Raw genomic sequence first — 23396 nt, forward strand, 5'->3', positions numbered from 1 at the left:
GCGCGGCGCGGAAGAGTACGCAGAAGCGAAAGGCGAAGTGGTGTCCCTGTCGATCGCGCAGGTCCGGACGATCCTCACCGAGGCGAAGGGAGAATTGACGCTCACTCCGGAGCAGTTGGTGCATGAGAACGCGCTGGAACTCTTCGACGACTACCTCTTCACGGACACGCTGACCGTCCGTGACCCCGAGGCGGACCCCGAAGCGCCGGCCGTCACCGGCCGGTTGACACTGGCCGGCCACGGCGCCGACCTGCCCTGCGCCCTGCGGTTCCTCGGCGATGCCCGGGGAGTGGACGTGAGCGCCGTCGTCCTGGACGTGCAGTTGCCGGACTGGCGGTTCCGACTGGGCGATCTCGACCTCGACCTGGGGTTTCTGGGCACCATATGGAGGACGGGACGGCTGCACGCCGTCCTCACCCTCGGCCTGTCCGATGACGCGGGCACGGCCGTCGTGCCGCGCTGTGTGGTCCGCCTGCCGGGAATCGGCGCAGGCCATCAGGAGTGGGAGTTCGACGTCACTCCTTCCGAGGCGTCGACGGTCACCGCGTCGCCGGTGCTGGGAGAGGGACTTCCCTTGTCCGGCCTCGCCGATCTCGCTCAGTTGCCGTTCGGTTCGGGCGCCGATTTCACCCTTCCGGCAGAGATACCCGTCGGCACTCCTCGCATCCGGCAGATCCAGGTGGTCGTCGACACCGGCCGAAAGCGACTGCGCAGCGTCTGGTTGCGGGTGAGCCTGGCCGATCACGTGCCGGTGATCCCGGGCGCGGCGGAGCTCACCGCTGTCGAGGCGGAGTTCACGCTGACCTTCCCCGAGGGCGGCCCTGTACGGACCCGGGCCGCTCTGCGCGCCGGTATCGGCGTGCACGGCTGTACCCTGAGCGGAACCATCACGGTTCCGGAGCTGGAGGTGACGGCCGAAGCGGCCGGCCCCTTCCCGGAGACCGGCGCACCGGCCGAATTCGCCTCCGGGAGCGGTCTGGAGAGTCTTCCCGTCGCCCGTGCCACGGTCAGGGCCGATCTGCGGGAGGGAAGCTACGCCCTTGCGCTCGGCTATTCGACCCCCGCACCACTCGCACCACCTGCGACACCCGCGGCACCCCCGGCACCTGCGACACCCGGTGCCGACTTCGCCCTGGAGAACGCCTCCCTCGAAATAGCCGGCCACGGGAGTGGGGCTCCGGATGTACGGAGCCTCGGCGAGCTGGCCGTCGGCTCCGCCCGGGTCCGCGCCGTCGCCGCCCGTACGACGGACGGCCGGTGGGAGCTGGCCGGCTCGGTGCGCCATGTGGACTTCGCTTCGGTCGCCGACTGGCTGTCGGAGCGCATGGGAGTGACAGTGCCGGACTTCCTGCGCGGCGTCGTTCTCGACGACCTGTCCGTGGTCCGGAGGGCCGACGGTTCCTTCGAGTTCTCCGCCGACAGCCTGTTCTCTCTCGGCAGCCGCAAGACAGAGCTCGTCATCAGCGCTGCCAGTGGCAGCGGTTCGAGCGCCGGGCACCTGAAGGCCACGCTGTCCATCGATGTGCCGGCGGCCGAGCCCATGGTTCTGGAGCTCCGGGCCCAGGCGGGCGGCCGCGTGCGGGCTTCCTGGCACGGTGACGCCGCGGCATCCGTGACGGACCTCGTCGAATGGCTCGGGGGGACGGTGGACGATTCCGTACGGAAGCTCCTGCCCGAGGTCACCGCACTCGACCTCGTGACGGGGGACGGCGGTCTCGTCATCGCCGCGGACGCCGGAACCGTGCGTGCCGTATTCGCCGTGACGCCGTGACGCCGTCCGGAGCGACGCCCGCCCCGCTCGCGAACACCCGCCTCGGCCGACTGACCATCTCCTCACCTTCGGAGCCCCCAGTGACTCACCCTTCCACCCCCGGGACGCCCCCCGCGCGCATGCGGATCACGATGGGCAAGCGGGGTTCCTGCACGGCCGTGGAACTCCGCCCGGGAATCGCCGTCACTTCCGTGGACCGCACGACCATGCTGTCCCACCCGACGGCCTCTCCCGATCAGGCGTTCCTGGACCATGTGGACGACCTCCTGACCCGGCTGGAGGCCATTCCCTCCGGGAAGCGCCTGGTGGACTTCTTCGGGCAGACCGCTCCGCTGCCCGGCCCCCACGGTTTCGGTGAATCCGCCTTCACGGCCGAGTACGAGTCAGGGGATTCCCGGCCGAGCATCACCACGGTGATCCTCTCCCGAGGGGCCAGGTTGTCCGCGGACACCCGCGCCCTTACCGACGAGACGCACATCGCCCGCAGCGGCCTCGGCTACTTCTCGTACATCGAGTTCAACCCGCGTTTCGCCGTTGTGCAGGACCGGGTCGTGCTGGCGCCCGAGGTCGTCCTCGGCCATGAGCTGATCCACGCTGCCCACATCGTCGCCGGGTCGATGGAGACGAACGAGGAGGAACAGCCCTACTTGGCGGGATCCCTCAACGGCGCTCTCGCCTTCGACACCAGCCCGCTCGAAGAGATCGTGACCCACGGCAACCCCATCGCCCTGGAGTGGCTGTTCGGCACCGCGACCGACGCCGAAACGGGCCGGAAGGTCCTGCGCAACACCCCCGGACAACTTCGGAGCATCGAAGCGGTCGACCATCATCTGGCCGACGCACGCGACGCCGTCGAAGCCGCGCGGGCAGAGCGCATACGCACACAGCGGACCGAGTTGTTCGACGTCAGCGAGCGGCGGCTGGTCAAGGAGCTCGGATTCGCCGCACGCCCCACCTACGGCCCGTTGGCGAAGGACGATCAAGCTGCGGGCATCTGGAAGCAGGACTGGCAGCGGCCCGAGGGGGACGCGATGTTCGGAAAACCCATCCCCAAAGCCTCCAAGGACGTGATCAAGCCACTCCTCGCCAAGAAGTACTTCGACCGCTTCTCCTACGAGCCGGCCGGTTTTCTCGCGGATCGCACGACGGCCGAGCCCCACGTTCGGCAGGAACTCGTCCCCGAGCACACCGAACGGGCCGAGCGCATCATCGCGAGCCACGACGGCCTTGCCCCCGTGCTGAGCTTCGCCCGCCCGAAGCCGACCGTCACCGACCCCGGCCACGGCCCCGCCGTCATCCGGATCAATGAAGACATCTACGCCTGACCTCCGTCGAGTGGACGGCCGCAGGTGAGCACAGAACATCGAGGACAGGATTCGGCAATGCCATTGTCCGTTGAGGAAATCACCGAGAGAGCACGGAACGGAAGTCTGCGGCTCCAGGCCGAGGACTTCACCGACCCCGCTGTCCGCGGAGCCTTCTCCACATACTTCGGCTCCACCGAACTGAACTTCGCGGACGCGGAATTCACCGCGGAGAGCATGACCGTCCGGGGGCACTGCGCCGTGCCCGCCCTCGGGCCGGAGCCCTGCCCGGCCGTGGCGGAGTTCCTGGCCGACACCTCGGGCAGGGCGGTCGTGGGGTTCGTCCTGGTCGTGGACGCCCCGAAGTGGCGGCTGCCCGAGCCCTTCCCCGCACACGACCTGAGTCCGCTCCAGGCCCTGGGGGCCCAGGCGGCCGTCGTCGTACTCGACGCCACTCCCCGTACGGACAAGGAAACGGAGCAGGAGCGGACACCGGTCGTCGCGGGAGCCCGGTGGGAGCTGCCTGGCCTCGACGAGCCGGTGCTGTTCCTCGCCTCGGTGCACGAAGGTATGTTCACGGTCTCCGCCCGTTTCCCCGACGGGCTCTCCCTGCCGTCCTTGCGGCACGTGGCGGACCTGCCGGGGTGCACGGGCGCGGACGCCGTCACCGACCACTTCCCCGAGGAGTGGCAGGGGCTCCTCGCCTCGGCCCTGCCCGCGCTCCGTGAAGTCACCGTCTCGTACGCCCCCGGGGACGGGCGGGTGACCGGAGAAGTCGAGGTTGACCTGGCCGACGAATGGCCGCTGCTGGCGGGAGTGACGCTCGGCCGGGTCCGTGCCCGGGTCGCCTTGGACTCCGCCGCCCGGCAGAACGGCCGGGGAGGGCTGTCGGTAGAGCTGAGCGCACATCTGTCCGTGGGCGGGCTGGAAAGCGCCGTCACGATCGACCTGCCCGCCTTGACGGCGCACGGCGAACTCGCCGACGGCAGCGGCCTCTTCGAGCGCGCCGCCCCGGACCTCGGCAAGAACGGCTTGGGACGGCTCTCCTTCCTGTGCGACCTCCGGGAAGGAGCCTTCGTCGTCGCGGGAGAGCTCCTGAGCCCCTTGGAGATCGCGGGCGTACGGATCGAGGACCAGACGGTCCTGGTGTCCGGCGGCGGGGACCGGGCGCTCGAGGTCACCCTGGCCGGCACGCTCGTCGTGGGCGGAACCCGGATCGGGGTGAAGGCCGCCAGGAGCGCCCAGGGCTGGGGGCTGACCGTGGAGGCGGACCGCATCGCCTTCCGCGACATCAGCACCTGGACCGAGCAGGCCATGGGCAGCGGCCTGCCCGCCTCCCTGGCGGAGCTGACGTTGCAGGAGCTGTGCTTCGAGGTCGTCCCCACACCCTCCGGACGGCTGTTCGCCGCGGCCGGATCCGCCGAGTTCCCCCTGCCCGCCGGGCTGCGGGCCCGCGCCCACCTCACGACGCGGATCAGCACCGGGGACGGCCCGTCCGGCGTCGAGGCCACCGGCTCCCTCCTCCTCAGCGGCCCGGAGTCGTCGCTCATGGAGCTGGACCTCGTGGCGGACAAGGATCCGGACGCGACGAGCTGGACCGCGACCTGGGCCGCCGAGGAAGGCATCACGCTCGCGGAGGCGCTCGCCCCCCTGCTGCCCGCGACGGGCTCGCCGACGGCGGGGTTGCCGAACCTGCTGCCCGCCGTCGAGAAGATCTCGCTGCGGTACACCGCGCCGACGGCGGCCGGCGCCGCCCCCTCCCTGGTCCTGACCACCGAGACCCGCCGGCAGGCGCGGGCCGTCCTGGTCGTCACGGACTGAATCCCGCGGACTCCCCGTAAGGAATCAACCCACCAACAACGTAAGGAATCACCCCGTCATGCGTCGCCTCACCGGGCTCGACCCTGCCCGTCTGACACCACCGCAGCCGGTCCGGGCGGCCGCGGAGTCGCCCATCGAGATCGCCTGGCTCGGCGGCAAGCCGCTCCCCCTCACCGTGATACGGCCCGGCATCGCCGTGTGCCCCGACGCGGACGCGCTCGACGTGCGCGACGACACCTCCAACCCCGAGCCCGGCCTCGAGCTGGACGACGAGGACTACGTAGGAGAGATCGACTTCCTGCTCCGGCGGATCGAGTCCTCCGAAGCGGGCAAGCGCCTCGTTGAGTTCCTGGGCCACGCCCGGCCGCTGCCCGACCCGGACGGCACCTACGGCGGGCCGGAGGACTGGGACACGGGCATCAGCACGCGGGTCCTGTGCCGCCACGGCGGCTCCCGGAAGAACGGTGCGACGCCGAAGCAGCCGAAGCAGCGGGACCTCGCGGGCATCAACGTCATCATCACGCAGGCCACGGACGGCAAACCCGCCCAGTGGTCGCTGAACTCCAGGCTCAAGGGACCGCTCTACAACGGCCTGGGCGTGTACTCCATCGTGTCCTTCCACCCCCGGGTGCTGCTGCTCTCGGACGACGTGGCCATGGCTCCCGAGGTCACCCTCGCGCACGAGCTGATCCACGCCGCGCACGCCCTGGCCGGGACCCTGGACGACACGGGTCACGACGACGACGAACGCGCCAGGGTCCGGCAGGCCGCGCTGGCCGAGACCGAGCGGCTGTTCCGCGAGAGGTACGGCACCGGCCGCGACGCCAGCATGGAGGACCCGGGCCCGGTGACCGTACGCGGCACCGGGAAGTCCGAGACGCGCCAGGAGCGCGAAGCGTTCTACAGGGCGACCCTCAGCGAGCTGTCCCTGAGATACCTCAACCCGCTCCCGGTCGCGGAGACGGAGCAGGGGCTGGTCGTGCTGCGCGGCGTGAACTGGGAGGAGATCCGCACCCACGGCAGCGATGTGGCCCTGGAGTGGATCGACGGCGTGGTGGAGCGGCACAAGGGCCGCCGGATCTCGTCCTCCGCGGCCGAAGTGCGAGCCGAGCGGGTGGCCTTCGATCACCACGCCCGCGCGGTCGTACGCGCCGGGCGGCGGGACGCCGACAGCCTCGCCGCCCTGCGCGACGCCGCCGCCACCTGGCAGCAGCGCACGCGCGTGCGCGGGGTCACGGAGGTCGCCATCGCCCGCGACCTGGGATTCCGGCACCGCATCGCCTACGTCGCGCTGACGAGGGTGGAGCGCGTGCACCATTTGGCCGTGCCCCGCCGACGGATCCCCCACCACCTCTTTGCCGGCGCAAGCAGCTTCGTGTACAGACGCGACCTCTCCTCCCTGAACGCGCTGGCAAGGTTCCTGAGTACTGCCGACCCGGCCGCCGCAGTCCAGGTGTGGGATCACCGGGACAAGATCGGAGCCGCCCGCCTGGAGCAGGGCTACCTGGTCGAGCAGCGCGCGTGCCATCGCAGCCCGGGCACTCCGGTCGAGACTTCCCGGCCTCAGTGGACGAGCCCCGACAGCCTGCCCGAGGAGCAGCGGAAGCAGGCCGGGGTGATCGTCAACCGGGCCCGGCCCAAGACCCCGGCCACCGGCAAGGCGCCCTGGGAGCCGATCACCGACGTGTACGCCGGACAGGCGGTCGGCACCCCCCAGCCGCTCAAGGGGAGCGTGGGCTTCGTCGCCATGGTCCCGGCCAAGGTCGGCGACCACCGGACGCTGCTCGCCCTGGCGCGCCGCTACCGCGACGAGGCCACCGCGACCCGGCAGGGGTGCGCGCTCGTCATCGGACTCAACGAGGGCTACTCCTACGGCGAGAGCGACGCCAAACGTGCGGAACGCGTCGCAGGGCAGCGGCGGATCATCGACGAATTCACCAACGCCTGGCGGCAGGAGAAATCCGCTTTCCCGGTCGCCGTCCTTTCCTTCCTCTGGTGCGCGCCCAAGGGCAGGACGAGTCTCCACGATCAGAAGACCATTCCCTACGGCGCCATACGGCAGGCCATCGCCGGGAGCGACCGGACGCAGGAGTTCGTGAAGGCGCTGTACGCCGACGGAAAGGGATACGAGCGGATCTACTTCCACACCGGCGACGCCGATGTGCTCTCGCTCCGGACTCCCGGGGGCACCCCGCTGTTCGACGCGGCGGCGGACCGGCTGCAGAAGGGAAACTGGCCCGACCTCTTCAGCGGGGGATACCGCCTCCCCGAGGGTGGCGATCCACGCGTGGACATCGCCACCGCGATGGACCGGGACGTCCGCGTCGCGATGGCGGACGTCGACCCCAGGACCGTCTATTTCCCGGAGCCCAACACGTTCATCAAGCTTCTGGACGGCCTCACCCGCTTGGAGGACGGCGTCACCTTCGGCACGGGTGACCAGGAAGGAGAGGCCCTGGCGAAGTCTCTCGGGAATCTCCGCGGCGAGGACAAGGAGAACAGGGTGTTCGCCCCAGACTGCTCCGTCGTCACCGACGGCGAAAGGCTCGTCAAGGCCATCCTGGACACGCCCGGAACAGGCCCCGTCAGCGGCCGCGTCGTCGCGCTCCGCCAGTCCTACACCCAGAGCCATGCCCGCCGTGAGGAGTGGCGCAAGCGTGTCCTCGACTTCTACCGGGTGGCGCCTGATGCGGCGCTGGGCCTGGCGGATCTCGTCTTCGAGGTTCCGGACGACACCAAGCTGGCAGAACTCGCCGGAATGGACCGGGAATCGTTCGAACAGTACGTCACCAAGGACAGAGCGACGGAGCTCTTGAAGCGCATCAAGAAAAACAGCCTCGGCGACCCTCTCCGGGCCCAGCCCTCACTCGGCACCATCATCAACGGCACCCACCAGGCCCTGCTGCGCAATTACGTCGATGCATATCGTCGGCTCCCGCACTGAGCACGGAAGGACCAGGGCCTGATTCCGATACCGGAATCAGGCCCTCGGCCTGCTCCCCGGGGCCGCGATCTCGTAGCAGGAGCCGGGGATCCGGATCATGGGAAGGCCGGCCGAGCCGACGGTGATCCAATAGTCGTCGCGCGCCACCGGCAACCGGGAGGACGTTGGCAAGCGGCCCCCTCCGGTACGGGACTGTCGATCAGCCGTGCCGACAGCCCGGAAACTCCCGTCATCACAGGTCACAGGACACGCCTTCGTCGTCGAGGCGCCCACAATCGATCACCGTCCGGTGGTTCCGGGTTCAAAAGCCGAGCACAAGTTACACACATCCCCCTCTCCAGACGGGCCTCAATGGTCTACATTGACCCTCGCTTCGCACGTTTGGACACGAGCCGAAAAAGTGATCTACAGATCCGGTGCCACGGAGATCTACAGGTCCGGTGCCACGGACGGCCGGCAGCCGCATCCCGGGCGCCGGACGTGGGGTTGATCAATTCTTGGAGCCCGAAGGGGCCTCGGTTGTGGGGAGCAACCGGCAACGGGTTCTCAGGTAGCGCTGCAATAGCCGGTATGCCATTCACGGGGGCGGGGCCTCCCGGGGGAAGAAAAGCGCGGCGCGGGGGGCGGGGGCCTTCCGAGGGGAGGAACAGTGCGGGGGGCGAGGGCCTCCCGGGGGGAGGAAACAGTGTGGAGCGAACACGTCGAGCCCACTGGAGACCTGGAAGGGGCTGTGCAGGAGGGGGAATTAGGGGAATTAGTCAACCCGTTCCCACCGGCGCGCGGGCGTCGGGCGAACGGGGCAATGAGCCGGCCCGCGATCGACTGGGAGCAGCGGTACCGCCGTGCCGTGATCACCAGCGATGCCGTGGTCACCGCCTTCGTAGTGGCGGCGATCGGCGGCTTCTTCGGGGCCCGGGACGCGGCCGACTGGCACGAGAAATGGAGAATTCTCGCCTTCGGCACCGAGCTGCTGGTGCTGGGGGCCCTTGCGGTGACCCGGTCGTGGGCTCCGGCCGTGCTCGGCCAGGGTGCCGAGGAATTCCGCCGGCTGGGACGCTCGCTGTTCGCGGCGGCCGTCGTGCTGGCGCTCGGCGGGATCGCCCTCACGTCGCACAACATCAAGCTCTGGATCTTCGTCGCGATTCCGGCGATCGCGCTCGCCACCATGACCGAGCGATATCTGCTGCGCCTCTGGCTGCACAAACAGCGCAATGAAGGACGGTGCCTGCGCCCGGTGCTCGCTGCCGGGAGCCTGGCCACCGTGCACGACCTGATCACCCGGACCCGCAAGTTCCCGCACCTCGGCTGGCGGGTGGAGGCGGTGTGCACGCCGGATGGTCTCGGGTTCGATGGTGACCAACTGGACGGAGTGCCGGTCGTCGGCCGGCTGACGGACGTCGCGGGTCACGTCCGCCGCGACGGCTACCGTGTCGTCGCGATCACATCGGACCCGCACTGGTCACCGGACCGGCTGCAACGGCTGGCGTGGAACCTCGAAGGCAGCGATGCCGAGATGGTCGTGGCCCCCGTGCTGATGGAGGTGGCCGGCCCGCGGCTGCACGTCGACGCGGTGCTCGGGATTCCGCTGCTGCGGGTCAGCATGCCGACCTTCACCGGGGGCCGCCGGGCGGTCAAAGGCGTCGTCGACCGGACGGGCGCGGCGATCCTGCTGGTCCTGTTCGCGCCGCTGATGCTGCTCGTCGGGCTCCTCGTGCTCGCGGACAGCCCGGGTGGAGCGCTCTACCGCCAGCGCAGAGTCGGCAAGGACGGCCGGGAGTTCACCATCTTCAAGTTCCGCACCATGACCGCCGGGGCCGACCGGGCACGCGCCGACCTGGCCGGCCTCAACGAGGGCGCCGGCCTGCTGTTCAAGCTCCGCCGGGATCCGCGGGTGACCCGGGTGGGAACGGTGCTGCGCAGGTACTCGATCGACGAGCTCCCGCAGCTCTTCAACGTGCTCACCGGATCGATGTCGCTCGTCGGTCCGCGGCCCCCGCTGCCGGAGGAGTGCGCCGCGTACGACCCGGACATCCGGAGGCGGCTCCTCGTCAAGCCCGGGCTCACCGGCCTGTGGCAGATCAGCGGGCGCAGCGACCTGCCGTGGGAGGAGGCGGTCCGCCTCGACCTGCGGTACGTGGAGGACTGGTCGCTCGCCCTCGACACGGTGATCTTGTGGAAGACGCTGCGTGCGGTGCTTCAGGGGCAGGGGGCCTACTGATGCGCGGGGGCGTCGTCCGGTCGGTGCACGGACGGCAGGCCACAAGGGCCTGCCCGGGGGGAGGAACGGGATCATGAGAGTCAGCGTCCTGGGGCTCGGCTACGTGGGCTGCGTGTCGGCCGCGTGCCTGGCCGGCCTCGGTCATGAGGTCATCGGGGTGGACGTGAACCAGGTGAAGGTCGACCTGGTCAACGACGGCAAGGCCCCGGTGGTCGAGGAGCGGATCGGTGAGCTCATCGCCGAGGTCGTGCGGACCGGGGCGTTGCGCGCCACCACCGACGTCCGCGAGGCGATCACGGGCAGCGAGGTGTCACTGGTCTGCGTGGGCACGCCGTCGGAGCCCAACGGCAGCCTGTGCACCACGTACTTGGAGCGGGTCACCGAGCAGATCGGTGCCGCGGTGGCCGAGCGGGGCGGGCGGCAGACCGTCGTGTTCCGCAGCACCATGCTCCCGGGCACCTGCCTGAACCTGCTCGTGCCGATCCTGGAGAAGTACGCCGGCGGCACTGCCGGGGTGGACTTCGGGGTCGCGGTCAACCCGGAGTTCCTGCGCGAGGGCACGAGCGTGCGGGACTTCTTCGACCCGCCCAAGACCGTCATCGGCGAGCTCGACCCGGCGAGCGGCGACGCGGTGGCGGCGCTGTACGACGGCCTGCCCGGCGAGGTGTTCCGGGTGCCGGTCCCGACGGCCGAGGCGATCAAGTATGCGGACAACGCGTTCCACAGCCTCAAGATCGGCTTCGCGAACGAGCTGGGCGCGGTGTGCCAGGCGCTCGGGGTGGACTCCCACCAGGTGATGGACGTCTTCCTGGCCGATCGCAAGCTGAACATCAGCCCCGCCTACCTGCGGCCCGGCTTCGCCTTCGGCGGCTCCTGCCTGCCCAAGGACCTGCGCAGCCTGGTCCACGCGGCGCAGCGGGCCGACGTCTCGGTGCCGATCCTCGCCCACGTGCTGCCCTCCAACTCCGAGCATCTGCAGCGCGCGGTGGAACTGGTCGAGCGCACCGGCAAGCGCCGGGTCGGCCTGTTCGGGCTGTCCTTCAAACCCGGCACCGACGACCTGCGCGAGAGCCCGCTCGTGGAGCTGGCGGAGCGGCTCTTCGGCAAGGGGTACGACCTGCGGATCTACGACCCCAACGTGATCCTCTCCCGGCTGCTGGGCGCCAACCGCGCCTACATCGAGACCCGGCTTCCGCACCTCGCGCACCTCCTCACGGACTCCGTCGGCGAGGTGCTCGAGCACGCCGAGGTCTGCGTGGTCGGGACCAGGGACCCGGCCGTGCTGTCGGCGCTGCCCCATGGCACAGGGCCGGCGATCGTCGACCTCATCCGTCTTCCCGACGCCGAGGCGCGCCGGACCGAACCGGGGTACGTGGGCCTTGCCTGGTGACGCGACGAGCGGCGACCGGCCGGTCCGGCGCGCGCTGATCCTGGTGGAGAACCTCTCGGTGCCGTTCGACCGGCGGGTGTGGCAGGAGTGCACGACGCTGCGCGACGCAGGCTGGGAGGTCCACGTCATCTGTCCCCGGGGGGAGAAGCGGGACACGGAACCGGAAGCGGTGATCGACGGGGTGCGGATCCACCGCTACCCGTTGCGCGCGGCCACCGGAGGGCCGGCCGGCTACCTGCAGGAGTACGGATCGGCGCTGTGGCACACCGTCCGGCTGGCCCGCAAGGTCGGACCGGTCGACGTGGTCCACGCCTGCAACCCGCCCGACCTGCTGTTCCTGCCGGCCCTGTGGCTGAAGCGGCGCGGCGCGCGGTTCGTCTTCGACCAGCACGACCTGGTGCCCGAGCTGTACCTCTCCCGGTTCGGCCGCGGCGAGGATCTGCTCTACCGCGCCGTGTGCGCACTGGAACGGCGGACCTACCGGGCCGCGGACGTCGTGCTCGCCACGAACGAGAGCTACCGGGACGTCGCACTGCGCCGCGGGGGGCGGAGGCCGGAGGACGTCTTCGTGGTGCGCAGCGCGCCCGACACCGACCGGTTCCGGCCGGTACCGCCCGAGCCGGAGCTGAAGCGCGGCAAGCGTCATCTGCTGTGCTACCTCGGCGTCATGGGCCCGCAGGACGGCGTCGACTACGCCTTGCGGGCCCTGGCGAAGCTGCGCGACGAGTTCGGGCGGAGCGACTGGCATGCGGTGTTCGTCGGCGCCGGCGACGCCTTCGACGCGATGGTGGAGCTGTCCCGGCGGCTCGGGCTCTCGGAGCAGGTGCAGTTCACCGGGCGCATTCCGGACGCCGACCTGGTGCGCTACCTGTCCACCGCGGACGTGTGCCTCTCCCCCGACCCGTGCAACCCCCTCAACGACGTGTCGACCATGAACAAGGTCCTGGAGTACATGGTGATGGGCCGGCCGATCGTCTCGTTCGACCTCCGGGAGGCGCGGGTCTCCGCCGGTGACGCCGCCGTCTACGCGCCCGCCGACGACGAGGCCGAGTTCGCCAAGCTCATCACGCTGCTCCTGGACGATCCGGAGAAGCGGGCCCGGATGGGCAGGATCGGCCAGGAGCGGATCAGCGGGCCCCTCTCCTGGCGGAACTCCCAGAGATCGCTGCTCGCCGCCTACGCCGCTGCCTGCCGTGACGACGCTCCACGGTCGGCCGGCGCCCGGGGCCGGGCGGGGAGGAGGCCGCACCGTTGAGCGATGAAACGATACGCCTGGCCACCATCGGTCGGATCATCCGCCGGCGCCTGCGACTTCTCCTCGTCCTCGCCGTGGTGGGTGCGCTCGTCGGCTACGGCACCTCTTTGCTGTTTCCGCCGCGCTACACGACCTCGGCATCGATCCTGCTGCCGGGGGCGTGGCAGGAGCGCGAACTGCTGACCCAGGCGGAGATCGCGACGAGTTCGGTGGTGGTCGACCGCGCGGCCGCCGCGCTCCGCTGGAGCGGGGCCGACGGCGGCAAGCTGCGCGAGCGGGTGAGCGCCAAGGCCGCCGACGGGAACATCATCAAGATCTCGGGTACGGCCGAGACCCCGGAGCGCGCACAGCGGCTCTCCGACCAGGTGGCCAAGGAGTTCGTCTCGTTCGCCGCACGGATCGCAGGCGACAGTGCCAACCCCGGGGCGGCGGGGCCCGAGGCGCTGCGCCAGCTGGTGGCGCAGGCCGGCCGCCGCATCACCGAGCTGGCCGATGCGGCCGATCCGGGGCGGACCGTCGAGAGCGTGCAGGGCCGCACCGAGCTCACGAAGTTGCGCACCGCCCTGCAGGAGGCCATGAAGAAGCTGGACCAGGCCAACCCGGCTGCCGGCAAGGCCACCATGGTCGTCATGGGGCCGGCGGCCCGGCCGGCCGGCGAGGCGCCGCCGACGAGGGTGCAGCTCATCGTCGCCGGGGCGCTGCTGTTCTTCCTGCTCGGGGTCATCGGCCATCTCACAGCCGCACGGACGAGTCGCCGGCTGCGCACCGAACCGGAGATCGCCGCTGCGCTGGGCTCGGCGCTGCTCGGCACCGTCGACGTCCCCGGTGAACGGCCCGTCCACCGGCCGGAAGGCCGTGGCCCGCAGGCCCGGATCCGCCGGCTGCTCGGCACCGACATCCCGTGGGACATCACAGCCCCGCAGGCCTCCGGCGACGAGGCCGGCAGACAGCTCCGCTACCGGCGGGTGTGCGCACGCCTCCGGGACCAGCTGCCGGCCGCCCGGCGGCTGCTGGTCGTCGTCCCGGACGGCGACGAGATCGCCCGCCGGGCCGCCGGGCAGCTCGCCGCCGAGGCCGAGGCCGAGAACGATCCTTCCGCAAGCTCTTCGAGCAGGGGATGCCCCGCGCTGCGGGTGGTGGGGGTTTCGGTGTCCCGGCCGCTGGTGCCGGACCGTGACGCCGAATCCGGTGCCCTGGTCGTGCTCAGCGCGGGCAGCTGGACCCCGGAGGAGCTCGCCGGCATCGCCGGGGCGTGCGCGGACGCCCGGCACGAGGTCGTCGGCGTCGTCGTCGCCGCCCCGGTCCGGGCCCGTCCGACGCGGTCCGCCGATGACCCTCCGGACGGCGCCGCGGCGGCTATCGCGGTCGGCCTCGCCGCGCGGGGAGGTTCGGTGTGACGACGAGCACGGCTTCGGAGTCGTCGTCCGCCGCTCCGCTCATCGACGTGCAGGCCCTGGTGGTCGCGGTGCGCAGGCGGCACCGCCTCTGGTCTTCCCTGGCGCTGCTCGGGCTGCTCATCGGCGCGGCGGTGGCGGTCCTGATGCCGCCGCGGCCGACCGCGGTGACCAAGGTGCTGGTCGCGCATCAGGCGGATCAGCCGAACGACTCCGGAACGCTGATCCGCACCGACGTCGCGCTGCTGCAGACCACCGGGATCGCCGGTAAGGCCCTGCGGTCCCTGGGGTCCCCGGAGAAGCCGGAGGACTTCCTGCGGGACTACGGGGGCACCGGCTTGACCAACAACCTGCTGCAGATCACTGTGACAGGTGACAGCGACGCGAAAGCGGTGGCCCGGGCCAAGGCGCTGGCCGACGCGTTCGTCGCGGACCATGTGAAGCGGATCCAGGAAGCCGCGAACGCCCAGGCCAAGGCTCTGCTCGACCAGCGTGACCGCATGCGCGACGAACTCGCCGGGCTCAACAAGGCGATCGGGGACAGACCGCCGCAGAGCGGGCCCAAGGCGTCGGCGGACATGGAGTCGCTCTTCGCCCGCCGGGCCGAACTCACCTCGCGGATCACCGATTTCGGCCAGCGCGCCGCGGAAGCGCGCGTCGGCACCCCGCAGCTCATCGCCGGCACCCAGGTCGTGGACGCCCCGCGCGCGGTGCGGCACTCCCTGCCCAAAGCCGCTGTCACCGACGCCGGGATCGGGGCCGTCCTCGGGCTCGTCCTCGGGCTCGCGGTGGCCGCGGTCGGCACGGTGGTGGCGGACCGTCCCGTGCTGCGCCGGGACATCGCGGCGAACCTCGGCGCCTCGGTCATCGCGGAGCTGCCCCGCCGGCCGCCCCGGCTGTGGCGGCGCCGGCGGTCCCGGGCGGCCCGCGAACGGCTCACCACGACCCTGGCCCGCACCGTGCGCGGCTGCGCGGAGCCGGTGTCGCTGCTCGAACTGGGCTGTGTGCGCAGCACGATCGCGATGGCCCTGGACCTCGCCGGTGCGCTGGCGGAGGAGGGGCCGGTGGTCGTCGTCGACGGCCTGCCCGGCGAGCAGCTCGCCGACCGCCGCCCGAAGCCTGGAGACCCGGCCGTGGTCAGGGGCGAGCGTGCCGCGGCCGCGTCGCATCAGGAGCGCCGGCTCGGCGTCGGCTCGGTGGCGCCCGGCGCGGCGTGGACCGACCTCCAGTACCTCGGCACCCGGACCGTGCTCGTCGTGCGTGCCGGGCACGGCAGCGCCGCATGGCTGCACACGGTGGCGCGGCAGCTCGCGGACCAGCACATCGCGGTGATCGGTGTGGTGCTGATCGACCCCGACCCGCGTGACCGGACCGACGGCACGCTGTGGGACGGGCTGCACACCGCGCTGCGCGGCCGCAACGAACGGACGGCCCGGCAGAACGGCGGGGGTACCTCCCACGCCGTTCAGGCAGTGAGGGAGGGCCGGCGGCGAACCGAGCGGCTACCCCTGTGGACCGCACCGGTCCCGGACAGCGACCAGGAGGCGCGGTAAGACGTGTGTGGCATCGCAGGCACCTACCGATGGCCGGACGGGAAGGCCGTCACCGACCGGCTCACCGATACCCTCGCCCACCGCGGCCCGGACGGGGCGGGCCGGTACAGCCACCCCGCCGGTGACGGCGAAGTGCACCTCGGGCACCGCCGGCTGGCGATCATCGACCTGTCCGGGACCGGCGCCCAGCCGATGGTCTCGGACGGCCTCGCCCTGACGTACAACGGCGAGCTGTACAACGCGCCCGAGCTGCGCGCCGAACTGGCGGCCGCCGGGGTGCGCTTCCGCGGGACCTCCGACACCGAGGTGCTGCTGGAGGCCTGGCGGCGCTGGGGCACGGACTGCCTGCCCCGGCTGCGCGGGATGTTCGCGTTCGGGATCTTCGACGAGCGCACCGGTGAACTGGTGCTCGCCCGCGACCAGCTCGGCATCAAGCCGCTCTTCCTGCTCCGGCGCGGTGAGGGCCTGGTGTTCGCCTCCGAGCTCAAGGCGCTCGCCGCCGCCACCGGCGGGTCCTTGCAGGTGGACCACGCCGCGCTGGTGGCCTCGCTCCTGTACTACTGGGTGCCGGACTCGCGGTGCGCGTTCCGCGAGGCGGAGAAGCTGCCGCCGGGGAGCTGGCTGCGGTGCCGGCCCGACGGCCGGGTGGAACGCGGCCGGTACTGGCACCTCAAGGACGTCGCCGCCGAGGGCCGGGAGCGCGCACGCAGCGGCGAGCGGCCCGACCTGGCTGCCGTCGTCGAGGAGTCCACGCGGCGCCACCTGCTCTCCGACGTACCCGTGGCGACCTTCCTCTCCGGCGGCCTCGACTCCAGCTATCTGACCGCGCTGGCGGCCCGCCGAAAGCCCGGCATCTCCGCTTACACGATCGGCTTCCGCGCCGAGGACGCGAAGTTCGAGGCGATGCCGGACGACCTTCGCTACGCCCGGCAGGTGGCCGAGCGGTTCGGCGTCGACCTGCACGAGATCGAGATCGCTCCGGACGTGCTCGACCTGCTGCCGCGGATGACGTACCACCTGGACGAGCCGATCGGCGACCCCGCCGCGATCAACACCTTCCTGATCTGCTCGGCCGCCCGGGAGGCGGGGGTCAAGGTGATGCTCTCGGGGATGGGCGCCGACGAGCTGTTCGCCGGATACCGCAAGCACCTGGCCAATCTGATCGCGCTGCGCTACCAGCGCGTCCCGCGGCCCCTGCGGCGCGGCCTGTCCAGGGCCGTGGACCGGCTACCGGTCGCCACGGCCCGCCGGGGGTTCCGCTCGGTGCGGTTCGCGAAGCGTTTCCTCTCCTTCGCCGATCTGCCGGAGGAAACCGCGTTCCGGCGCAGCTACACCATGTACGACCAGGACGAACTGCTCGCCCTGATCGATCCGGACCTGGCCGGGACCGTCGAGGACGTGCTGACCGAGCACACGGACGTCTACCAGGACAACGACCTCGACGACTTCGTCAACCGCATGTGCCTGGGCGACGCCCGGATGTTCCTGCCGGGCCTGAACCTCGCCTACACGGACCGGTCGAGCATGGCCGCGTCGACCGAGGTGCGGGTGCCGTACGTGGACGTCGAGGTGGTCAGGGCGGCGTTCGCCGTGCCCGGCGACCGGAAGATCGTCGGACGGCAGGGCAAAGCCGTCCTCAAGGAGGCGGCCACGTCGGTCCTGCCCCGGGAGATCGTCTACCGGCCCAAGGGTTTGTTCAGCGCCCCGCTGCGCGCCTGGATGAGCCGGGATCTGGCACCCCTGGTGCGCGAGGTGGTGCACGACGGCGTGCTCGTCGGTTCCGGGTTCCTGCGCCGTGACGCGCTGGCGCGCATGGTCGCCGAGGACGCCGCCGGGCAGCGGGACTTCTCCAAGCATCTGTGGCACGTGCTGACCCTCGAGTACTGGTACCGCGACGCGACCTCCGGCTCCGGCCGGGACGCTCGTTCTGCGGCGTAGAAGACGGCTGAGAAACAAGGGGACTTCGGGTGAAACAGGTCGTGCAGAACTACAAGAGCGGCGAGCTGGCGGTGCTCGACGTGCCGGTGCCGGGGTGCAAGCCGGGGGGTGTGCTGGTCCGCACCGCCTACTCGCTGATCTCCACCGGGACCGAGCTCATGAAGGTGTCCGAGGCGGGCATGTCGATGCTGGGCAAGGCCCGCTCCCGGCCGGACCAGGTGGCCAAGGTCATGCAGAGCGTGGCCACCAACGGGGTGCCCGCCACCTACCGCAAGGTGATGGGCAAGCTGGACTCGTACACGCCGCTCGGCTACTCGCTGTGCGGGGTGGTCGAGCAGGTCGGCACCGGGATCGACGACGTGAAGGTCGGCGACCTCGTGGCCTGCGCCGGCAACGAGCACGCGCTGCACGCCGAACTGAACTGGGTGCCGAAGAACCTCTACGCCCGGGTGCCCGACGGCCTCGCCCCGCGGCACGCCGCCTTCGGCACCGTCGGGTCGATCGCGATGCAGGGCGTCCGCCGCGGCGAGCCGCAACTCGGCGACGTGGCGCTGGTCATCGGCCTCGGCCTGATCGGGCAGCTGGTGGTGCAGCTCCTCGCCGCCTCGGGGGTCCGCGTCGTCGGGGCCGACCCCGATCCGGTGCGCTGCGAACTCGCCGAACGCCTGGGTGCCGCGGCCTGCGGCGACCCCGCGTCCGCGGCCGTGGAAGCCGCCGTCGCCGAGCTCACCGGCGGTCACGGCGTGGACCAGGTGTACCTGGCCGCCGGAGGCGGCACCAACCAGCCCGTCGAGCTGGCCGCCCGGCTGAGCCGGGACCGCGGCCGGGTCGTCGACATCGGCAAGTGCCGCCTGGACCTGCCGTGGAACGCGTACTACGAGAAGGAGCTCGACGTCCGGTTCTCCCGCAGTTACGGCCCCGGGCGCTACGACCCGGAGTACGAGCTCGACGGGCGTGACTACCCGATCGGCTACGTGCGCTGGACCGAGCGCCGCAACCTGGCGTGCTTCCTCGACCTCGTCGCCCGCGGCCGCGTCGACGTGGAGCCCTTGGTCTCCCACGTCGCCGACTTCGACGACGCCGTCGAGACGTACCGGCGCCTGAAGGACGGCGAGCTGAAGGCCGTGGCCGTGCTGTTCCGGTACCCCGAGCACGTGGGGGAAGGGGAAGGGGCGGAAGCGGAGGCCCCGGCGGTGGCGGTGCCCGCGGTGCGACGCGACGGCACAGCGTCCGCCCCGGCCCGGCCCGTCAGGGCGCCGGTGCGGCTGGCGTTCGTCGGCGCGGGGAACTACGCGACGTCGATGCTGCTGCCGCACCTGGCGCAGCGCGACGGCGTCGCGTTGGCGACGGTCGTCACCACGACGGCGCTGTCCGCGGCCAACGCGAAGCGGAAGTTCGGTTTCGCCGGGGCGACCACCGATCTCGACGCCGTGCTCGGCGACCCGTCCGTCGACGCGGTGTTCGTGGTCACCCGCCACAGCTCGCACGCCGAACTGACCCGGAAGGCGCTGCTGGCCGGCAAGGCGGTGTTCGTGGAGAAGCCGCTGGCGCTCACCGAGGACGAGCTGGCCGGCGTGCTCGCGGCGGTGGAGGAGTCCGGCAACGACCGGCTGCAGGTGGGCTTCAACCGCCGGTTCGCGCCGCTGCTGCGGGAGGCCAAGGAGCGGTTCGGCGCCCGGACCGGGCCGGCGAGCCTGCGCTACCTGGTCAACGCGGGCCGGCTGCAGCACGGCAGCTGGTACCTCCGGCAGGGCACCGAGGGCTCGCGGTTCGCCGGAGAGGGCGGGCACTTCATCGACACGGCGAGCTGGCTGCTCGGGGCCGACCCGGTATCGGTGTACGCGGTCGCAACGTCCGGAAACGAGGATCTACAGGTCGTGCTGCGCTACCCGGACGGGTCCACCGCCACCATCAGCTACGTCACCACCGGCGCGCCCGGCTTCCCCAAGGAGACGCTGGACCTCGTCGCGGACGGCAAGGTGCTGCGGCTCGACGACTTCGTCCGTGCCTCGGTGTATTTCGAACAGAGCACAGCCGGCCGCCGGCGATGGGTCAGTTCGCGGCTGCCCAAGGCCCGGGACAAGGGCCAGAACGCCGAGCTGGCCGCGTTCGTCAAGGCCGTGCGGACCGGAGGGCCGATGCCGGTGCCGCTGGAGTCGCTGGTCGCCACCACCGCGGCCACCCTCGCCGTGCGGGCCGGCCTGGCCGGCGGCGCGCCGGTGACGCTGGCGGGGGCGCGATGACCATGAGCGCGGGCTGGTACCTGCGGCGGTTGTCCCGGATGGGGCCGCGGGAGGTCGGCGGCCGGGCGGGCGACGCGGTGCGCAGGCGGCGGTGGCGGTCGGCGCCGCCGGACGGCCCGAGCGTGACCGGCGCCCGGTTCACCGCGGTACTGCCCGCCGGGACGATCGCCGCGGTGCCGCCGGACGCCGCGAAACGTCTCGTCGCCGAGGCGGACCGGCTGATGGCCGGGCACGCCGAGTACTTCGGGGTGGACCGCGACGACCTGGCCGACCCGGACTGGTGGTACGACCCGAAGACCGGGCGGCGGGCTCCGTGGGGGTACGCCTTCGACGTGCCGTACCGCAACGAGGACGCGGTCGGGGACATCAAGCAGATCTGGGAGCCGTCCCGGCACCAGCACCTCACCGTGCTCGCCGCCGCCTACGCGGTCACCGGGGACGAAAGATACGCCGAGCGGGTGGCCGGTCACCTGCGGTCGTGGTGGGCGGCCAATGCGCCGCTGCGCGGAGTGCACTGGATCAGCGGCATCGAGCTGGGGATCCGGCTGCTGTCCTGGGTGTGGATCCGCCGGCTGCTGGACGGCTGGCCGGGCGCGGCCGGGCTGTTCGAGGGCAACCCGGTGGCGGTGCACCAGATCTGGCACCACCAGCGCTGGCTGGCCGCCTTCCCCAGCCGGGGGTCCTCGGCGAACAACCACGTCATCGCCGAGGCCGCCGGGCAGTTCGCCGCGGCCTGCGCGTTCGCGTGGTTCCCCTCCTCGGCGCGGTGGCGGGCCGGCGCGCTGCGGTCGCTGGAGCGGCATCTGCGCAGCAACACCTTCGGCTCCGGCCTCAACCGCGAGCTGGCCACGGAGTACCACGGGCTGGTGCTGGAGCTCGGCCTGGCCGCGGTGGCCGAGGCGGATGCCGCCGCCGTGCCGGTCCCCGCGTCGGTCCGGCTGGTGCTGCTGCGGATGACCGACGCGCTCGCGGCCGTCGTGGACGGCCGGCTGCGGCCGCCGCGTCAGGGGGATGCGGACGACGGGCACGGTCTGGTGGTGGACGGCGCGGGCACCGACCGCTGGGCCTCGCTGCTGGCGACCGGGGATGCCGTGTTCGGCCGGCTCGCCTGGTGGCCGGTGGTGACCGGCACCGATGTGCGTACCCCGCTGCTGGCCGCGCTCATCCGGCCGTACTCGAAGAACGGAGCCGCGCCGGCCGTGTCCCGCCCGGCGGGCCGGCCGGCCCACTTCGCCGACGCGGGCATGACCATCCTGCGCGGTCCGGCGGAGACGGGAGAGATCTGGTGCCGCTGCGACGGCGGTCCGCACGGGTTCCTGTCCATCGCAGCGCACGCCCACGCGGACGCGCTGTCCGTGGAGGTCCGGCACGACGGGGTCGACGTGCTCGCCGACCCGGGGACGTACTGCTACCACGGGCAGCCGGAGTGGCGGCAGTACTTCCGGTCGACCCTCGGCCACAACACCCTGCAGTGGGACGGCGGTGACCAGTCCGTCTCCGGCGGCCCGTTCCTGTGGACCCGGCATGCCTGCAGCCGCGTCCTGGTCGCGGAGGCCTCCGGTTCCTCTGACGGCGGGACGGTCCGCTGGTGCGCCGAGCACGACGGTTACCAGGGCGTCGTGCACCGCCGACGGGTGGAGCTGACCGCCGCGAGCCGGGAGCTACGGGTGGTCGACGAGGTGCGGGTGGTCGACGAGGTGCGGGTGGCTGACGAGGGGCGCGGCCCGCGCCGGGCCGTGCGCCTTGCGTTCCACCTCGGCCCGGCGATCGCCGCGGACCTGGTGGGGAACCGGGCGGTGCTCACCTGGACCCGGGACGGCGAGGACCGCTCCGCGGTGCTCGACCTGCCCGGGCAGTTGTCCTGGCGGGCCCATCGCGGCGAGACGGACCCGCCGCTGGGCTGGTACTCCTCCGGCTTCGGACGCAAGGAACCCTCCACCACGCTGGTCGGTACCGGCTTCCCCGACGGCACGGAGGAGTTCACCACCGTACTCAGGTTCCTCGGCCGGGGAGACGCGTGGTGATCAAGAAGTGGCACTGGGCGTTGCCGACGGCACCACTGGTGCTGGTCCTGCTGGTGGCGGCCGGCTGCACGAGCACGTCGGAGGCTCCGGCCGAGCCGGCCGAGCCGGCCGGTGCGCCGTCCGCGTCCGGGGCACCCGCCACGTCCGTGGCCCGGGTGTGCGCCAAGCCCGGGGCCGGGCCGGCGCAGGCGCCGCCCGGCGCGGTGACGGTCGACCCCGCGGTGGTCGGTGACCTGGCCGCGAAGACCAGGAACAGCCCGCCGAACACCACGTTCTGGCTCCGTCCGGGCACGCACAAGCTCGACCCGGACCGCTTCTCCCAGGTCATCCCCAAGGAGGGGAACAGCTACCTCGGCGCGCCGGGCGCGGTGCTCGACGGCCGGAAGACCAACCAGTACGCGTTCGGCGGTACCGCCGGCGACGTCACCATCCGCCACCTGACCGTGCAGGGTTTCGTCGCGCCGAACAACGAGGGCGTGGTCAACCATGACATGGCCGACGGGTGGGTGATCGAGCACGCGGCGATCCAGTACAACTCCGGCGCCGGGCTGATGGCCGGTGCCCGTCAGCAGCTCCGCGCCAGCTGTCTGCGCGGCAACGGGCAGTACGGAATGAACGCGTACAAGACCGGTGACTCCATCCGCGGCCTGGTGATCGAGGGCAACGAGGTCGTCGGCAACAACACCGACGACTGGGAGCGGCAGCGGCCGGGCTGCGGCTGCACCGGAGGCATCAAGTTCTGGGCCGTCGACGGCGCCGACGTCCGCGGCAACTGGGTGCACGACAACCGTGGAGTCGGGTTGTGGGCGGACAACAACAACAATGACTTCCGCATCGAGGGCAACGTCCTCGAGGCCAACGACGGTGCCGCGCTGATGTACGAGACCAGCTACAACGCGGTCATCCGGAACAATACGATCCGGCGGAACAACTGGGTCGAGGGCCGCAAGTACGCCGGCCGCGGCGACACCTTCCCGTACGCGACGATCTACGTGTCCGAGGCCGGCGGCGAACCACGGATCCGGGCCCGCACGGACAAGATCGAGATCTCCCGGAACGTGCTGGAGAACAACTGGAACGGGATCACCCTGTGGGAGAGCGCCGACCGGTTCTGCAACAGTCCGGCCAACACGTCCACCGGGTACTGCACGTTGCTGGTGAAGGACACCGGCCGCTGCACGCGGCCGGCGATCGCCACCGCACCGCTCTACGACGACTGCCGGTGGAAGACCCAGCGGGTGGACATCCACCGCAACCGCTTCGTCCTCGACCCGTCCGTCGTCAAGTGCACCGTGGAGTGCGACCGCATGGCGGTCCTCGCCAACTACGGCACCTTTCCGGACTGGTCGCCGTACAAGGGCAAGCGGGTGGCCGAGGCGATCGTCCACAAGCAGGACAACCACTGGCACGACAACGTCTACCGCGGACCGTGGAGCTTCGTCGCCGACGACCCGGGGCGGAAGCTCGACTCCGGGCAGTGGCAGGGCGCGCCGTACCAGCAGGACGCGAGCAGCACCTTCGTCCCGCAGGCCGGTGGTTGA

General features: G+C 71.5%; 13 protein-coding genes. All 13 read left to right on the forward strand.

Features of this window, described 5'->3' with window-relative positions; translation table 11 throughout:
* Window positions 1-40 precede the first annotated feature (40 nt).
* The 13 genes from NQU55_RS27800 (at window position 41) to NQU55_RS27860 (ending at window position 23396) form a co-directional block, all read left to right on the forward strand.
* Window positions 41-1771 (forward strand): hypothetical protein, encoded by a 1731-nt coding sequence (locus tag NQU55_RS27800; protein WP_168093757.1) that lies wholly within the window; start codon window positions 41-43, stop codon window positions 1769-1771.
* Window positions 1772-1962: 191 nt separating this feature from the next.
* A complete protein-coding gene (locus tag NQU55_RS27805; RefSeq protein WP_256791381.1) occupies window positions 1963-3096 on the forward strand; it encodes a M91 family zinc metallopeptidase in 1134 nt (377 codons plus the stop codon).
* Between the two features lie 57 nt (window positions 3097-3153).
* The gene (locus NQU55_RS27810; protein ID WP_168095955.1) at window positions 3154-4896 is read left to right on the forward strand and encodes a hypothetical protein; all 1743 of its coding nucleotides are present in this window, start codon (window positions 3154-3156) and stop codon (window positions 4894-4896) included.
* Between the two features lie 58 nt (window positions 4897-4954).
* A complete protein-coding gene (locus tag NQU55_RS27815; protein ID WP_256791382.1) occupies window positions 4955-7840 on the forward strand; it encodes a type III secretion system effector protein in 2886 nt (961 codons plus the stop codon).
* Window positions 7841-8642: 802 nt separating this feature from the next.
* Window positions 8643-10058: a sugar transferase gene (locus NQU55_RS27820; RefSeq protein ID WP_256791383.1), complete on the forward strand. Its 1416-nt coding sequence runs from the start codon at window positions 8643-8645 to the stop codon at window positions 10056-10058.
* 73 nt (window positions 10059-10131) lie between these two features.
* Window positions 10132-11448 (forward strand): nucleotide sugar dehydrogenase, encoded by a 1317-nt coding sequence (locus tag NQU55_RS27825; RefSeq protein WP_168093910.1) that lies wholly within the window; start codon window positions 10132-10134, stop codon window positions 11446-11448.
* The gene (locus NQU55_RS27830; protein ID WP_168093911.1) at window positions 11438-12703 is read left to right on the forward strand and encodes a glycosyltransferase family 4 protein; all 1266 of its coding nucleotides are present in this window, start codon (window positions 11438-11440) and stop codon (window positions 12701-12703) included. Before NQU55_RS27825 ends, NQU55_RS27830 begins: the two co-directional genes overlap by 11 nt.
* Complete coding sequence (locus NQU55_RS27835; protein ID WP_168093912.1) at window positions 12700-14100, forward strand: Wzz/FepE/Etk N-terminal domain-containing protein; 1401 nt, start codon at window positions 12700-12702, stop codon at window positions 14098-14100. The genes NQU55_RS27830 and NQU55_RS27835 overlap by 4 nt, the downstream gene beginning before the upstream one ends.
* Window positions 14097-15650: a Wzz/FepE/Etk N-terminal domain-containing protein gene (locus tag NQU55_RS27840; protein ID WP_168093913.1), complete on the forward strand. Its 1554-nt coding sequence runs from the start codon at window positions 14097-14099 to the stop codon at window positions 15648-15650. Before NQU55_RS27835 ends, NQU55_RS27840 begins: the two co-directional genes overlap by 4 nt.
* Before the next feature lie 3 nt (window positions 15651-15653).
* Complete coding sequence (gene asnB, locus NQU55_RS27845) at window positions 15654-17588, forward strand: asparagine synthase (glutamine-hydrolyzing) (RefSeq protein ID WP_168093914.1); 1935 nt, start codon at window positions 15654-15656, stop codon at window positions 17586-17588.
* Window positions 17589-17617: 29 nt separating this feature from the next.
* Window positions 17618-19831, forward strand: coding sequence for a bi-domain-containing oxidoreductase (locus tag NQU55_RS27850; protein ID WP_168093915.1), 2214 nt, complete (start codon window positions 17618-17620; stop codon window positions 19829-19831).
* Window positions 19828-21855, forward strand: coding sequence for an alginate lyase family protein (locus tag NQU55_RS27855; RefSeq protein WP_256791384.1), 2028 nt, complete (start codon window positions 19828-19830; stop codon window positions 21853-21855). The genes NQU55_RS27850 and NQU55_RS27855 overlap by 4 nt, the downstream gene beginning before the upstream one ends.
* Window positions 21849-23396 (forward strand): right-handed parallel beta-helix repeat-containing protein, encoded by a 1548-nt coding sequence (locus NQU55_RS27860; protein ID WP_168096485.1) that lies wholly within the window; start codon window positions 21849-21851, stop codon window positions 23394-23396. Before NQU55_RS27855 ends, NQU55_RS27860 begins: the two co-directional genes overlap by 7 nt.

It is taken from the genome of Streptomyces telluris, assembly GCF_024519335.1.
GTDB lineage: Bacteria > Actinomycetota > Actinomycetes > Streptomycetales > Streptomycetaceae > Streptomyces > Streptomyces telluris.

Excerpts from the sequence above, each read along its gene's own strand:
- NQU55_RS27810 (WP_168095955.1), top strand. The coding sequence starts at position 3,154 with ATGCCATTGTCCGTTGAGGAAATCACCGAGAGAGCACGGAACGGAAGT.
- NQU55_RS27815 (WP_256791382.1), top strand. The coding sequence starts at position 4,955 with ATGCGTCGCCTCACCGGGCTCGACCCTGCCCGTCTGACACCACCGCAG.
- NQU55_RS27820 (WP_256791383.1), top strand. The coding sequence starts at position 8,643 with ATGAGCCGGCCCGCGATCGACTGGGAGCAGCGGTACCGCCGTGCCGTG.
- NQU55_RS27825 (WP_168093910.1), top strand. The coding sequence starts at position 10,132 with ATGAGAGTCAGCGTCCTGGGGCTCGGCTACGTGGGCTGCGTGTCGGCC.
- NQU55_RS27855 (WP_256791384.1), top strand. The coding sequence starts at position 19,828 with ATGACCATGAGCGCGGGCTGGTACCTGCGGCGGTTGTCCCGGATGGGG.